The 12717-nt window shown below is 67.3% G+C and carries 17 protein-coding genes; 11 read left to right on the top strand and 6 right to left on the bottom strand.

Translation table 11 applies throughout. The annotated features are described in order from the left end of the window. The first annotated feature begins 130 nt into the window (after window positions 1-130). Complete coding sequence (locus ACFWF1_RS08280; RefSeq protein WP_379284501.1) at window positions 131-1102, top strand: TerC family protein; 972 nt, start codon at window positions 131-133, stop codon at window positions 1100-1102. Window positions 1103-1113: 11 nt separating this feature from the next. On the opposite strand, the gene ACFWF1_RS08275 is transcribed toward ACFWF1_RS08280, so the two are convergent. The 3 genes from ACFWF1_RS08275 to ACFWF1_RS08265 form a co-directional block, all read right to left on the bottom strand. Further along, window positions 1114-1653, bottom strand: coding sequence for a hypothetical protein (locus tag ACFWF1_RS08275; RefSeq protein ID WP_379284499.1), 540 nt, complete (start codon window positions 1651-1653; stop codon window positions 1114-1116). A gap of 160 nt (window positions 1654-1813) precedes the next feature. Then, window positions 1814-2098 (bottom strand): YciI family protein, encoded by a 285-nt coding sequence (locus tag ACFWF1_RS08270; RefSeq protein WP_379284498.1) that lies wholly within the window; start codon window positions 2096-2098, stop codon window positions 1814-1816. Between the two features lie 16 nt (window positions 2099-2114). Continuing rightward, window positions 2115-2681, bottom strand: a complete 567-nt coding sequence (locus ACFWF1_RS08265; protein WP_379284497.1) for an amino-acid N-acetyltransferase — start codon at window positions 2679-2681, stop codon at window positions 2115-2117. A gap of 155 nt (window positions 2682-2836) precedes the next feature. Between ACFWF1_RS08265 and pgsA the strand changes: the two genes are divergently transcribed. The 5 genes from pgsA (at window position 2837) to ACFWF1_RS08240 (ending at window position 6673) form a co-directional block, all read left to right on the top strand. Then, window positions 2837-3496, top strand: coding sequence for a CDP-diacylglycerol--glycerol-3-phosphate 3-phosphatidyltransferase (gene pgsA, locus ACFWF1_RS08260; RefSeq protein ID WP_379284495.1), 660 nt, complete (start codon window positions 2837-2839; stop codon window positions 3494-3496). Further along, on the top strand, window positions 3493-4041 hold the full coding sequence (locus tag ACFWF1_RS08255) for a CinA family protein (RefSeq protein WP_379284494.1): 549 nt from the start codon (window positions 3493-3495) through the stop codon (window positions 4039-4041). Before pgsA ends, ACFWF1_RS08255 begins: the two co-directional genes overlap by 4 nt. 115 nt (window positions 4042-4156) lie before the next feature. Then, complete coding sequence (locus tag ACFWF1_RS08250; RefSeq protein ID WP_379284492.1) at window positions 4157-4630, top strand: helix-turn-helix domain-containing protein; 474 nt, start codon at window positions 4157-4159, stop codon at window positions 4628-4630. Between the two features lie 200 nt (window positions 4631-4830). Continuing rightward, window positions 4831-5661: a PspA/IM30 family protein gene (locus ACFWF1_RS08245; RefSeq protein WP_357378723.1), complete on the top strand. Its 831-nt coding sequence runs from the start codon at window positions 4831-4833 to the stop codon at window positions 5659-5661. A 136-nt stretch (window positions 5662-5797) separates the two neighbouring features. Next, a complete protein-coding gene (locus ACFWF1_RS08240; RefSeq protein WP_379284491.1) occupies window positions 5798-6673 on the top strand; it encodes a hypothetical protein in 876 nt (291 codons plus the stop codon). A 528-nt stretch (window positions 6674-7201) separates the two neighbouring features. On the opposite strand, the gene ACFWF1_RS08235 is transcribed toward ACFWF1_RS08240, so the two are convergent. After that, window positions 7202-7396, bottom strand: a complete 195-nt coding sequence (locus ACFWF1_RS08235; RefSeq protein WP_150405801.1) for a hypothetical protein — start codon at window positions 7394-7396, stop codon at window positions 7202-7204. A gap of 382 nt (window positions 7397-7778) precedes the next feature. On the opposite strand from ACFWF1_RS08235, the gene ACFWF1_RS08230 reads away from it, so the two are divergent. Next, window positions 7779-7946: a hypothetical protein gene (locus ACFWF1_RS08230; protein WP_357378729.1), complete on the top strand. Its 168-nt coding sequence runs from the start codon at window positions 7779-7781 to the stop codon at window positions 7944-7946. 37 nt (window positions 7947-7983) lie between these two features. Next, complete coding sequence (locus ACFWF1_RS08225; RefSeq protein ID WP_379284489.1) at window positions 7984-8733, top strand: DUF2382 domain-containing protein; 750 nt, start codon at window positions 7984-7986, stop codon at window positions 8731-8733. 139 nt (window positions 8734-8872) lie between these two features. On the opposite strand, the gene ACFWF1_RS08220 is transcribed toward ACFWF1_RS08225, so the two are convergent. Together ACFWF1_RS08220 and ACFWF1_RS08215 are read right to left on the bottom strand one after the other, a co-directional pair. Continuing rightward, window positions 8873-9784 (bottom strand): BTAD domain-containing putative transcriptional regulator, encoded by a 912-nt coding sequence (locus tag ACFWF1_RS08220; RefSeq protein ID WP_379284488.1) that lies wholly within the window; start codon window positions 9782-9784, stop codon window positions 8873-8875. Further along, complete coding sequence (locus ACFWF1_RS08215) at window positions 9781-10281, bottom strand: cupin domain-containing protein (protein WP_379284486.1); 501 nt, start codon at window positions 10279-10281, stop codon at window positions 9781-9783. The genes ACFWF1_RS08220 and ACFWF1_RS08215 overlap by 4 nt, the downstream gene beginning before the upstream one ends. Before the next feature lie 99 nt (window positions 10282-10380). On the opposite strand from ACFWF1_RS08215, the gene ACFWF1_RS08210 reads away from it, so the two are divergent. The 3 genes from ACFWF1_RS08210 to ACFWF1_RS08200 all read left to right on the top strand — a co-directional run bounded on the left by ACFWF1_RS08210 (window position 10381) and on the right by ACFWF1_RS08200 (window position 12538). Continuing rightward, window positions 10381-11316 (top strand): LysR substrate-binding domain-containing protein, encoded by a 936-nt coding sequence (locus ACFWF1_RS08210; protein ID WP_379284485.1) that lies wholly within the window; start codon window positions 10381-10383, stop codon window positions 11314-11316. A 131-nt stretch (window positions 11317-11447) separates the two neighbouring features. Then, entirely contained in the window at window positions 11448-11618 is a 171-nt protein-coding gene (locus tag ACFWF1_RS08205; RefSeq protein ID WP_379284483.1) for a hypothetical protein, read from the top strand. Between the two features lie 212 nt (window positions 11619-11830). Next, entirely contained in the window at window positions 11831-12538 is a 708-nt protein-coding gene (locus ACFWF1_RS08200; RefSeq protein ID WP_379284482.1) for a PIG-L deacetylase family protein, read from the top strand. Window positions 12539-12717 lie beyond the last annotated feature (179 nt).

The raw sequence follows: 12717 nt of genomic DNA, 5'->3' as shown, positions 1-12717 counted from the left end.
CGCCACTCTGGCATGGCGGCTGCGGTGAGCGCATGTGAAATTATGGTCAGCAACCACCCCGCTAGCCGACAAGAACGGACAAATCGGGCATGATGAACGCCATGACCTTCGCTATCGATCGACGCACCGCATGCAGGTAACCGCTGTCGAGTGGGTGATCACCATCGTGGTGATCCTCGGCTTGTTCGTCTTCGACTTCTTCGCCCATGTCCGCACGCCGCACGAACCGACCTTCCGGGAGTCCGGCTTCTGGTCCGCCGTCTACATCGGAATCGCCCTGGCCTTCGGCGGTTTCGTCGCCTGGCGGTGGGGTTCGACGTTCGCGGGGGAGTACTACGCGGGCTTCGTCACCGAGAAGGCGCTCTCGGTGGACAACCTGTTCGTCTTCCTCATCATCATGTCCACCTTCGCGGTACCGCGGATGTACCAGCAGAAGGCGCTGCTGATCGGCATCGTGATCGCGCTGGTGATGCGCGGCGCGTTCATCGCCGTCGGCGCGGCCGCGATCAACGCGTTCAGCTGGGTGTTCTATCTTTTCGGCGCCTTCCTCATCTACACGGCGGCCAAGCTGATCAAGGAGAGCGGCCACGAGGCCGAGCATGAGGAGAAGCGCGACAGTCGAGTCGTCGCGCTGGCCAAACGGCTGCTGCCGACCACCGACAGCTACGACGGCGACAAGCTGGTCACCCGCGTCGACGGACGTCGCGTGGTGACCCCGCTGCTGCTCGCCTTGCTGGCGATCGGCTTCGCCGACCTGCTGTTCGCCCTGGATTCGATCCCGGCGATCTACGGTCTGACGAACGAGCCGTACCTGGTATTCACCGCAAACGCGTTCGCGCTCATGGGTTTACGGCAGTTGTACTTCTTGATCGGCGGACTCCTCGATCGTCTGGTCTACCTGTCCTACGGTCTGTCGGCGATCCTCGCGTTCATCGGCGTGAAGCTGGTGCTGCACGCGTTGCACGAGAACACATTGCCGTTCATCAACGGCGGCGAGCATGTCAGCGTGCCGGAAATCTCCACCGGGGTATCGCTCGGGGTGATCCTCGGCATCTTGGTCATCGCGACGGTCGCCAGCCTGCTGCGCACCCGCAAGAACTGAGCGGGGCGAACTCAGAACACCCGGTTGCTGTCCGGCGCGATCTCGAACCCGTGCCCGTCTTCGTCGTTGCTGCAGATGACGCTGAAAGTCTCGGCCCGACAGGTGAATCCGTGCGCGCGCAGGGTGGATCCGGCGGGCAGCACCGGTCCGACACCGGTGCCGAACTCGCCCGCGGGCCCGGTGTAGAAACCCTGGTTCACGCAGAGATATCCGGCGTCCTGGCCGACCGCGACCGCGGCGGCCGTCGGATCGGTGCTCCAGCATTTCTGCATGTGCGGCGGCGCGGGACCGGTCGCGCCCTGACAACCGGCGGTGCGCCGAGGCTGGCCGGTCGGCTGGTCGAGGATGCCGCAGGTGAGCTGCCGGTCCGCCGTCTGGAAGTAATAGCCGTCGGCATTCCGGTACAGCACCGGGTCGGCCATGCCGGGCTGGGTCAGCGGACGGGCCGAGGAGGAAGTTGCTGGGTCCGATTTGTCCGGAACGCCCAGGTACGCATACAACAGGCCAGCGGTGGCAGCCGTCGACGCGAAAACCGCTACGTATGTGCGCATGGCCGCGAGTCTGCCGTGTGGCATAGGGGGTATGTCCGTATCACGCACGGTGTGTCGCCGCAAGTTAGCTGACTTCGACTAACTATCCGAGCTCGCCGCCTGATTCCCCGCAGGAAGAACCGGTAAAAGGGGAATCAGGACGGCGAGCCGGTGGCACGTTTCAGGACGCGAAAGCGCCGAGGATCGGCAGCCATTCGACGACGCGCACGTCATCGATCAGCTGCTCCTTCCCGAATGGATCCATCGCGAGCAGCGCGTGCAACGCATCGATGTTCTCGGCCTGGAACAGCAGCAATGCCCCGGACCCGTCCGGGTACGGCCCGCTGGTCAGCAGCGCGCCGGCCGCGAGCTGATCGGCTAGCCAGCCGCGGTGCGCCGGGCGATGGGTGTCCCGGCCCGGAACCGTGGCCTCGGAGTAGGTGTAATGAACGGCGAAGATCGGCACGACGAATCGCTTCCTGTCAGAGAGTAAGCAGCATCCGAGTATTGCCGAGCGTGTTCGGCTTCACGTAGCTCAGGTCCAGGAACTCCGCGACACCGGTGTCATAGGACCGGCACATCTCCGCATACACCTCGGCCGTCACCGGCGTCCCCTCGATCTCCGCGAATCCGTGCCGCGCGAAGAAATCCACCTCGAAGGTCAGCACGAACACCCGCCGCAGCTCCAGCTCGCGGGCCACCGCGATCAAATGCTCCACCACGACCCGGCCGACGCCGCTGCCCTTGACATCCGGATGCACCGCCACCGTGCGCACCTCGCCGAGATCGGCCCACAGCACATGCAGCGCACCACAGCCGACCACTCGGCCGTCGAGCTCGGCCACCCAGAATTCCTGCACCGCTTCATACAGCGTTACCAGGTTTTTTTCCAGCAGTATCCGGCCGGCGTAGACATCGACGAGGCGTTTGATCTCGGGCACGTCGGAGGTTCGCGCGCGTCGGACGACCAGTGCGGTGCTGTGCGCGCCATTAGGCACGCTGGGATGCGCGTCGCTGGTCGAACCACCTAGTGGTCCCCGAGAGTTCATGGGGTGCAGAGTAGTCGGGTGGGTTACCGATAGGCTTAACGTGTGCCACACATCCAGTCGTCCCGCTCGCCGCATAATGCCGGGCAGTGGGTCCGGCATGACGCGCGCCGGGTAGGCGCCGGTCATCGTCATGCCGCGCGTTGTCTGGAGTGTTCATGAGTGCCCAGCCGGAAGAGATCGAGCGACGCTGGTCCGCGGCCAGTCCGATCCGCTCCGGCATCGTCGCGCCGCACGCCGAACCCGTCGTGCCGCTGATGAATATCGCGAACATCCTGACCATGCTGCGCATCGCGCTGGTCCCGCTGTTCGTGGTCGCGCTGTTCGTCGACGGCGGGCACGAGCCGGTCTGGCGGATCGTCGCGGCCGCGCTGTTCGGCATCGCCGCGATCACCGATCGATTCGACGGGCAACTCGCGCGCAAATACGGTCTGGTCACCGATTTCGGCAAGCTCGCCGATCCCATCGCGGACAAGGCGCTGATCGGTTCCGCGGTGATCGGTTTGTCCGTGCTGGGCGATCTGGCCTGGTGGATCACCCTGGTCATCTGCGGCCGCGAGATCGGCGTGACGCTGCTGCGCCTGGCCGTGGTGCGCCGCGGCGTGATTCCCGCCGGACGCGGCGGCAAGCTGAAAACCCTTGTGCAGTCCCTCGCCATCGCGGTTCTGCTGCTGCCGCTGGGCGGCTGGCTCGCCTCGGCGGGCATGGTGCTGATGTATGTGGCCGTCGCGCTCACCGTGCTCACCGGCCTCGACTATGTCGGCCAGGCGCTGCGGGTGTGGTTCGCGGGCGGGCCGGGCCGAACGCGCGGCGCATGACGGCGACCGCCGCGGTGTCGACCGACCCGTTACTCGCGGGCGTGCCCGCCGCCGACCTGGTGCACGCGCTGACCGCGGCGGGCCAGACCGTCGCCACCGCCGAATCCCTCACCGCCGGGCTGTTATCCGCGACCATCGCCGGTGTGCCCGGCGCCAGCGCGGTGCTGCGCGGCGGCCTCGTGGTGTACGCCACAGACCTCAAACACAGCCTCGGCGGCGTCAGCGATGAAGTATTGAAGACGGAAGGTCCGGTCGCCGCCAGCACCGCCGAACAGCTTGCGGTCGGCGCTCGAACGAATTGCGGGGCAGACTGGGGAGTAGCGCTGACCGGTGTCGCCGGGCCCGATTCGCAGGATGGGCATGCGGTGGGCACCGTCTTCCTCGGTCTGGCCGGTCCGGGGCACACCGAGGTGATGCGGTTGAAACTCCTCGGGGACCGGTGGACGATCAGGATCAGTGCGACGCACATCGCCGTGCGCGAGTTACTGCGATGTGTACGACGGCCGGACCCGAGTCCGGCCGGGCAGGGCGGGCAAGGCGAGTGATTTCCGCCGGGCGGGAACCAACCGGCCCTTGTCCGACGTTGTGCCAGAAAGAACGGCGTGCGTGGCACTCGTGAGTGTCATGCAGGTCCCCTGACAGGGAGCGAAGGAGAACGAGATGACGCTGCTGCGAGAGGCCATCGGGGACAGTCTGCGGCGTGCTCGTCTCGCCCAGAGCCGGACCCTGCGCGAGGTGTCCACCTCGGCGCGCGTGAGCCTGGGCTATCTCTCCGAGGTCGAGCGGGGCCGCAAAGAAGCCTCCAGTGAGTTACTGGCCGCCATTTGCGCGGCCCTCGATGTGCCGCTGTCCCGGGTGCTCTGGGATGTGAGCACGATCATGGCCGGTGCCGACGGCCTGCCCACGCGTACCCCGGCCGATGCCGCGGCCGCACCGCTGCCGGTCGAGGCGGAGCAGTCCGCCGAGGCCGCGCCCGCCGCGGACGCACCCGCCGCCGAGCCCGCGCTCGCACCCGCGAGTGCCAGTCTGTCGGTGGCCGGCTCGGGCGGACGTCCGCTGCCGCTGGCCATGGACACCCGAATCGTCATTCCCGCACCCAAGGCCGACATGCTGGTCCTGGTGAAGGGCATGTGACACCCAGCAAAAGGTGGCTGCCGCGGCAACGCTGCGGACCGGCGCCCGAAGCGGATAGATTCTCACTAGGCGTCGGTTGGGCCGGGTATACCCGGCCCAACGGCCGCATGGTGGAGGATAGGCACATATCGAGTGCGTGACGGTCGCGCACTGGAGCCGCGTCGAGGGCGCGGCACGTCAGATGGAGGCGGGATCAATCGATGGCTAATCCGTTCGTCAAGGCCTGGAAATACCTGATGGCCCTCTTCGATTCGAAGATCGAGGAGCACGCGGATCCGAAGGTCCAGATTCAGCAGGCTATCGAGGAAGCTCAGCGCCAGCATCAGGCCCTTTCACAGCAGGCCGCATCGGTCATCGGCAACCAGCGTCAGCTGGAGATGAAGCTGAACCGGCAGCTCGACGAGGTCGAGAAGCTCAATGCCAACGCGCGCCAGGCGGTCACGCTGGCCGACCAGGCGGCGAACGCCGGCGATACCGAGAAGGCAATCCAGTACACCAACGCCGCCGAGGCGTTCGCCGCACAGCTGGTCACCGCAGAGCAGTCGGTCGAGGACCTCAAGGTGCTGCACGACCAGTCGCTGCAGGCGGCCACCCAGGCCAAGAAGGCGGTCGAGCAGAACGCGATGCTGTTGCAGCAGAAGGTCGCCGAGCGCACCAAGCTGCTCAGCCAGCTGGAGCAGGCCAAGATGCAGGAGCAGGTCTCCGCATCGCTGCAGCAGATGGATTCGACGCTGTCGGCGCCGGGCAGCACGCCGAGCCTGGACGCGGTGCGTGAGAAGATCGAGCGCCGCTACGCCAACGCGCTCGGTTCCGCCGAGCTCGCGCAGAACACCGTGCAGGGCCGCATGCTGGAGGTGCAGCAGGCCAGCATCCAGATGGCCGGGCACAGCAAGCTCGAGCAGATCCGCGCGTCGATGCGCGGCGATCAGCTGCCCGCGGGTGGCGCGGCCCAGCCCGCCGTCAATCCCGCACCGGCCCAGGCCAATCCGGCGCAGCCGCAGATGAACAAGGGCCAGGCCGCACAGCAGTAACGGTTGGCCGCTCGGCGAGGACTTTGTCGGTGGTAGGTGGTTCACTGGCAAGCACTGCACGGGTACCCGGCGGGCCGGCCGTCGGCCGCGTCGGGACCGTGCTGGTCCGATCCGCGCTACCAGTGGGAGAGATGGCATGACTCGGGATAAGGCGCTTCCGGGCCGCAGGCGCGATGCGGCGATCGTCCGGGCGCAAGCCGCGCTCGCTCCACAACCGGGAAGCCTGCCCGACAGTTTGCGCGAGGTCGGCGAGCACGCACTGGTCACCGTGCGCCGCTGGGCCGATCCGCGAGAGCGGGAACTGCGCCGTCGGCGCCGAGCCCGCCGCCGCAGCTTTCAGCTCGGCACCGCCTCCGGCATCACCACCGCGGGAGCGGTCGGACTCGTCGTCTTGACTGCCCCCGCTTGGATTGTCGTAGTGATCGGCGGCGGCGCGGTCGCACTGGTCACCGGCACCGCGCTCAGCGCCCGCCGCTACCTGCGGCTGCGCAACACCCCGCTGCCGCAGGCCACCTTCATCCCGCGCAAGCAGCCGCCCCTGTGGTCTCGTGCCCGCGGACCCATCGCTCGACTGGTCCGCGCCGAACGAGCCCTGCACGGCCTCGGCGCCCAGATCGCCCGCGGCAACCGCCTGCCCGACGACGAGCTCACCGACATGCTCGAAACCGCAGACTCCGGCTCCGCTGCCCTGCACGCCCTCGCCGCCGACATCACCGCCATGGAACAGGCCCTCGGCGCCATGGGCCGCACCAAATCCCCTGCGGCAGTGGGCCTTACCGACAACCTCCAGTTCGCCCTCGGGCGCCTCGATACCGGCGTCGAGGAATACGAACAGGTCGTCGCGGCCGCAGGCCGCATCCTCGCCGTCCCCGAAAGCGCCGTGCTACGCCACAATTTCGACGCGATCGTCGCCGACCTCCGCCACGCCGCCGACCGCCTGGACGGCTGGGCCCAGGCCCTCACCGAGGTCGCCGACCAGCAGGTGCCGCTCGGGCAGCCGGGCCAGCACTGAGGGGCGGGTCGCTCGCCGAGGTCGCCGGTCAGGCAGGCCCGGACTGCGGGCGCTGAATACCGCACTACTGCAACCACTTCCGCCGGTTCGGCGGCCTTCTGCTCAGGGTCTCCGTGGTCGAATCATGTTGCGTGTGATTACCTTCGGCGCCTCAGCCGACGTGCCAGCAGCAGGATGAGAACTGGGAGCGCGAGGAAGGCTGCCCGCAGCACAAGAAATGCTGCGGCAGTGATGGTTTCGGTGTGTGGCTCAGTCGCGCGTTGCGGTGCTGCGTATGGCGGACCTGGATACTGTTTCGTCAGGTACAGGGGCGCGGACTTTTCCGGTGTCGCGGAGGGCGGGTCCGGGCGCTGGCTCGTCGGAGCGGTGTTGTGCAGTGGGGTGCACGGATGCGGACACCACGGCACCGAGTACTCGGGCGTCGGCGAGGCCTCGTTCATCGCTTCATCGTCGTTGTTCGACGGACACCGCTGTATCAGTCGAACAATCGACAAGCGCGGCGTCCGTGAACCGTGGCGCCCTACCGGTTCAACGCAGCGTGTCCTTGCGGCGTAGTTCTTCCGCCCGGGCGCGCAGTGCGGCATTCACCAGTTCGCGGCCCTCGGCCATCAGGTCGAGCACCTCCCAGGAGGCTTTACGGGCGGCGCCGCCGACGATTCCGGCGATCGCTCCGCCGTGGCGACGGGCCGCCGCGGCGAGTTCCTGTGCGAGTTCGTTTTCCATCAGGCACCGACCGTCACGTGGGATTCAGTGAATGAGTGTGTGCCGAACATGGTGTGTACATAAGCCGACCATCCCTTCCTGACTGCGGCTATCCGGAAAGCTGCGCGCAAGATCAGAGTACAACCGTACACTGACCGACGGCGCGGCCGGGAGAGCGCAAAACCCAAGCCTTTCGCGAAGCGTAATAGGCGACGGGTCCGACCGGAACACCAACTTTGCCCGGGCCGTACTGTTCGCCCGTGACACATCGCCCGGTCCGAGGCCGATTTCGCCGACCGGGCGTTTGGTGCCGAGCACGCCGGGTAGTTGCCTGCATGTAGCTGATCGGCCGGATTCCATCTCTGGGATCGGGAACATTCACTACAAGGGCAGGAGCAGTCAGATGCTTGATATTGCCTACCGAAAATCCGCGATCGACCAGGACACGCAACGGCTGGATATCAGCAGATACCTGGCCTGGGGCAACGTCGATGATCCGGTCCGCCGCTCGCGGCAATCGCAGCGAATCGCCGAGGATCTCGACCAGTCCGAGCACAAGGCAAGTGCCTGAAGCACTCTCATCGAACGCAACGCGGAGGAATCGAATCATGACCGGAATGCTGGAAGAACTCATCGGAAGCGCGGTGTACGCCCCGGACGGCGACAAGATCGGCAAGGTCAAGCGGATCTACGTCGACAACACCTCCGGCGCACCGACCTGGGTGTCGGTGACCACCGGCATGTTCAGCGGTGACTCGCTGGTCCCGTTGGCCGGCGCACAGCTGCGGCACGACCCGGAGGCCCTGCAGGTGCGCGTCGAGAAGGAGGAGGTGAAGACCGCGCCGCACCTCGAGCACGACGGTCTGATCAGCCCCGAAGCCGAGCGTGAACTGTTCGACCACTACCACATCGACCCGAACCGGGCCGGCATGGAAATGGGCGGCAAGCAGCAGATGCGCGGTGGTCGCCGCCCCGACGACCAGGGCATGGTGCGCTCCGAGGAGCGCCTGGCGGTCAACAAGCAGAACGAGGAAGTCGGCCATGCCCGCCTGCACAAGTATGTGGTGACCGAGGAGCAGACCGTCACCGTGCCGACCACCCACGAGGAGGTCCGGATCGAGCGCGAGCCGATCACCGACCGCTCGCGGGTAGGTCGCGCCGACATCGGTGAGCAGGAAGCCGAGGTCACGCTGCATGAGGAGCGCGTCACTGTGCAGAAGGAAACGGTGCCGGTCGAGCGCGTCCGCCTCGCCGTCGACGAGGTCCAAGACGAGCAGACCGTGTCCGACACGGTCCGCAAGGAGCGGATCGAGACCGAGGGCGTAGACAACGACCGCCGCACCCCGCGCGGCAAGTAACTCAGTTCCTCGGCTGATATCACTGGGTGAGGATCGGGCCAACCTGATCCTCACCCAGAAATCTGCCACCCGCGGCACAAGTCGGCCAATCATCCAGGGCGGCAACGACCTCGATGGCGCGGTCGCTGTTCGGCGTCGATCAGAATCCCGGCTCCGGGCGGCGGAAGCGATGCGCGAGTGTTGCTACGTCGCGGTATCGGGTGATGCGTTGAACGGTTGAATATGCTGGGCCGCTTGGTTTTACGGTGGGGCGAGCGGGGTGCAGGGTGGGGTCGTGGCGGAGGATGCGGACCTCGAGGTCGACGGTTTCCGGGGCGAGGGCGGCGCCGAATTGTGCGGCGAGGGTAAGCCGCAGAACGCGCAGCCGATCGAGGGCATCGACTTGCCTGCCCGCCCGGTAGAGGGCCAGCGCGTGCAGTCGGGCGAGCGGCTCGTGCAATGGGTGTTCGCCCGCCAAAATGCTCATCTCCCTGAGGCATTCGACGCCGGAGCCGAGTCGCAGCGCGGCCGCCAATCCGGTGACGGTCAGTTCCAGCCGCCACGCGTCCAGCCGCGCGGCCTCCACTGCCGCGTACGGCGCCCACAGCAGGTCGGCCAGCGCGGGGCCGCGCCAGAGCCGCCGCGCCTGGTCGGCGGCCGAGCCGACCTCGGCGTATCGACCGGCGCGCTGCGCGGCCTGCAGTCGATCCGCGATGGATTCGGCGGCGAGCAGGTCGCCGACGACCATCGTCGTCCGGTAGCCCGCCGGAGTGCGCAGGATTGTCCCGCCGTGCGCGCCCAGTGCCGTCCGCAACCGCGACACGACAACGCGCAATCGTTCGACGGGACGCGACAATTCACCGTCACCCCACAGGTCGGCGGCAAGTCGCCGATCGGGGACAGGCACCCCGCCCGCGAGGGCCAGCCGGACCAGCACCGCCCGCTCCAGCGGACGGTCGACCCCGATCGTCCCCGCCCCGTCGGTGACCGACACCGGCCCGAGAATGCGCACCTGCGCGTACCCGGGGCCGGGTGCCCGGGTCGAGTAGACAATGCCTTGCGGCACGGTCATTTTCGCTCCTCCCGATGGTTCGATGGCGCGGGGCCGACGAGCGTGACCCCGTAGTGCGCGAATTCGGCCTCGACCTCCGCGTCCGAGGGTCGCGGGGTGCCGGCGGGCGGCAGCACGAGTTCGGTGGCCGTGGTGCCGAACGTCCGATGTGCTCGCTCCACACCCGCCGGGGTGTAGTGGTGCAGCACGCGGGCCGTGGCGGTGTGCACCGCGAACCCGTGCGGAATACCGCGCGGCAGCCACACCGAGGTACCGGGTCCGGCGTGGATACGCGCCAGCCCGCGATGCACGGTCAACTCGCCGTCGAGGACGAAGCACAGTTCGTCCTCCCGCGAATGCAGATGAACCGGCGGCTCGTCACCCTGCGGCAGCACGACCTCGGCCAGCGACAGCACCCCGCCGGTGGTTTCGGCGCGTTGATGCCAGATCATCAGGCACCCGAACGCCCATTCGGCGATCGGTTGATGCGGCCCGAGTTCGTGACGCTGTTCCGGCAAGTGAAGCTCCTCGATTCGATGACCCGCTGTGAACCATGCTCGATCCGCCGAGCCGAGAAGGGAAACACCGATCGGCTGTCGGATCTACAATCCGGAGTTGTGGATGTGGAACTGCGGCACCTGCGTGCTTTCCACGCACTGGCCACCGAGCTGAATTTCACCCGGGCGGCGGCGCGGCTGCACCTGACCCAGCAGGCGTTGAGCAATCAGATCAAGCAGCTCGAAACACGTATCGGCGCCACCCTTTTCCAGCGCAACAGCCGTCAGGTCACGCTCACCGACGCGGGCCGGACGCTGCTGGCCAGGGTGCCCGACATCCTGGACACCGTTGGTTCGGCGATCGCCGACACCCGCGACACGGAGTCCGGGCAGCGCACCGAGTTGATCGTCGGCATCCGCGGCGTCACCGGCCTGGACATCGCGCCCCGGGTGTTGCGTGCCTTCGCGGCCGAGTTCCCGCACGTCGCGGTGACCGTCGGCAAGGTCGAATTCGACGATTCGAGCGCGGGCCTGCTGGCCGGTGCGGCGGATGTCGGATTGATCTGGCTGCCTGCGCCGGACGGTCTCGACGTGACGCCGCTGCTGGCGGAGGAGCGGATCGCGCTGCTTCCCGCCGATCACCCGTTCGCCGCCGACGCCGCGGTCGCGCCCGAGAAACTGGCCGTCCAGCCGTTCGCGTGGTGGACCGACAACCGCGATGTGTTCGCGCGCGACTTCATGACGCTGGCCGACTATCGCGACGGCCCGGCGCTCATCGGCGCCGAGGTGGCCACGTTGGAAGACCTGCTGGCCGCGGTGGGCAGCGGGCAGGCGGTCGCGGTCTCGGTCGCCTCCGTCTCTCGCTTCTTCCCCTGGTCCGGCGTGATCACCCGGCCATTGGCCGATGTTCCGCCCGCGGTGCTGGCCGTCGCCTGCCGGGCGGGCGACACTCGTCCGCTGGTGGCCGCGTTCATTCGGACCGCGATCAAGGTCGGCGCCGAACTGGCCGCCGAGGGTGCGGCGACCGAGTCGCCGGGTACTACTCACGACGGGTAGGTAGTCAGGGTTCACCCTGATCTTCACCCGGATATCGCTGCTGACCTGGTGATTTATCGTCGCTCAGCTGTCAGAGTGGAACCTGTCGGATCGTGGGAGAGCGGTTCGCAGAGACTCTCGGAGGCTGGCACATGTTGTGGAAGATTATCGGCGTCGTCGCGGTTGTCTGGATCGCGCTGGCCATCATCGGTGCGCTGATCAAGGGCCTGTTCCCGATCCTGGTGATCAGCGCCATCGTGTTCGGGCTGTACCTGCTGTACAAGGCGGTGTCGGGCTCGGATTCCACGGTCAGCAAGCTGTAGCTCCCGCCAGCGGAGCTTCCGCGCGCCGGGTAGCGCTGCGGAGCCGTGCGGGCGGTAGTCGGACGGATCCAGGTGTGGCCGGGATGCCACCGGGAGGCGCGAGCGAAGTCGCGAACCGTCCGACCAGGGGCCGTGCGCTCCCCGATGAGGGGAAAGCGCACGGCCCCTTAGTCTTGCCTGAACACGCGAAATAGCGACAGAGAGGCAGGCAGTTGGTAGAGCGGCTTTCGGAGGAGTGGCAGCGCGGATTGGTGATTGTCGCGCATCCCGATGACATCGAGTACGGCGCTGCCGCGGCCGTCGCCCGTTGGACGGGGCAGGGCAAGGACATTCGTTACGTCCTGGTCACCAGCGGTGAGGCGGGAATCGCCGGATTGCCGCCCGCGGAATCGGGTCCGGTGCGTGAGGGCGAGGAGATTGCCTCCGCTAAAGCTGTTGGTGTGCACCAGGTGGAGTTCCTCGGCTATCCCGACGGGCGGGTCGAGGAGTCCTTGCCGCTGCGCCGCGACCTGGCTGCCGCGATCCGCCGGCATCAACCAGAACTGGTGGTGCTCTTCAACTTCGGCGATACCTGGGCCCCCGGCTATGCCAACAGCGCCGATCACCGCGCCGTCGGCCGTGCGGCGCTGGACGCTATTTCCGACGCGGGCAACGAGTGGATCTTCCCCGAGCTCACCGAGAAGCCGTGGTCGCCGAAGTGGGCAGCGGTGATGGGCCCCAGGGTAACTCACGCCGTCGACGTCTCCGCGAACATCGAGCAGGCCCGGGCGTCGTTGGCCGAGCATCGGCGCTACCTGGAGGTGATCAGCTCGGAACCGGTGGAAGAGCAGGTTCGTGCCATCGTGGAGAGGGCGACCGGCCCGATCGAGGGCTTCCCGGCCGAGCATGCCGTCGGCTTCGAGCTCTACTACTTCAGCTGAGATCCGTTGGCGCCCAGTCGAACCGTTGGTGTCGGGTCACCAACGGTGCGGGAACTGGCGCAGTCGCGTTATTCCGACACCAGTTGAACCGCCCCGACTTTCTGGCCGCTTCCTTCTTTGTGGAGGATGTGGGCTATGCCCAAGCGTTATCCGATCGAGCAGCGTGAGCGTGCGGTGAA

It is taken from the genome of Nocardia sp. NPDC060255, assembly GCF_042727395.1.
GTDB lineage: Bacteria > Actinomycetota > Actinomycetes > Mycobacteriales > Mycobacteriaceae > Nocardia.
This window is presented reverse-complemented; position numbering and strand designations above follow the sequence as displayed.

Coding starts and splice junctions, on each gene's coding strand:
- ACFWF1_RS08280 (WP_379284501.1), top strand. CDS start 131: ATGCAGGTAACCGCTGTCGAGTGGGTGATCACCATCGTGGTGATCCTC.
- ACFWF1_RS08275 (WP_379284499.1), bottom strand. CDS start 1,653: ATGCGCACATACGTAGCGGTTTTCGCGTCGACGGCTGCCACCGCTGGC.
- ACFWF1_RS08265 (WP_379284497.1), bottom strand. CDS start 2,681: ATGAACTCTCGGGGACCACTAGGTGGTTCGACCAGCGACGCGCATCCC.
- pgsA (WP_379284495.1), top strand. CDS start 2,837: ATGAGTGCCCAGCCGGAAGAGATCGAGCGACGCTGGTCCGCGGCCAGT.
- ACFWF1_RS08255 (WP_379284494.1), top strand. CDS start 3,493: ATGACGGCGACCGCCGCGGTGTCGACCGACCCGTTACTCGCGGGCGTG.
- ACFWF1_RS08250 (WP_379284492.1), top strand. CDS start 4,157: ATGACGCTGCTGCGAGAGGCCATCGGGGACAGTCTGCGGCGTGCTCGT.
- ACFWF1_RS08245 (WP_357378723.1), top strand. CDS start 4,831: ATGGCTAATCCGTTCGTCAAGGCCTGGAAATACCTGATGGCCCTCTTC.
- ACFWF1_RS08240 (WP_379284491.1), top strand. CDS start 5,798: ATGACTCGGGATAAGGCGCTTCCGGGCCGCAGGCGCGATGCGGCGATC.
- ACFWF1_RS08235 (WP_150405801.1), bottom strand. CDS start 7,396: ATGGAAAACGAACTCGCACAGGAACTCGCCGCGGCGGCCCGTCGCCAC.
- ACFWF1_RS08230 (WP_357378729.1), top strand. CDS start 7,779: ATGCTTGATATTGCCTACCGAAAATCCGCGATCGACCAGGACACGCAA.
- ACFWF1_RS08225 (WP_379284489.1), top strand. CDS start 7,984: ATGACCGGAATGCTGGAAGAACTCATCGGAAGCGCGGTGTACGCCCCG.
- ACFWF1_RS08220 (WP_379284488.1), bottom strand. CDS start 9,784: ATGACCGTGCCGCAAGGCATTGTCTACTCGACCCGGGCACCCGGCCCC.
- ACFWF1_RS08205 (WP_379284483.1), top strand. CDS start 11,448: ATGTTGTGGAAGATTATCGGCGTCGTCGCGGTTGTCTGGATCGCGCTG.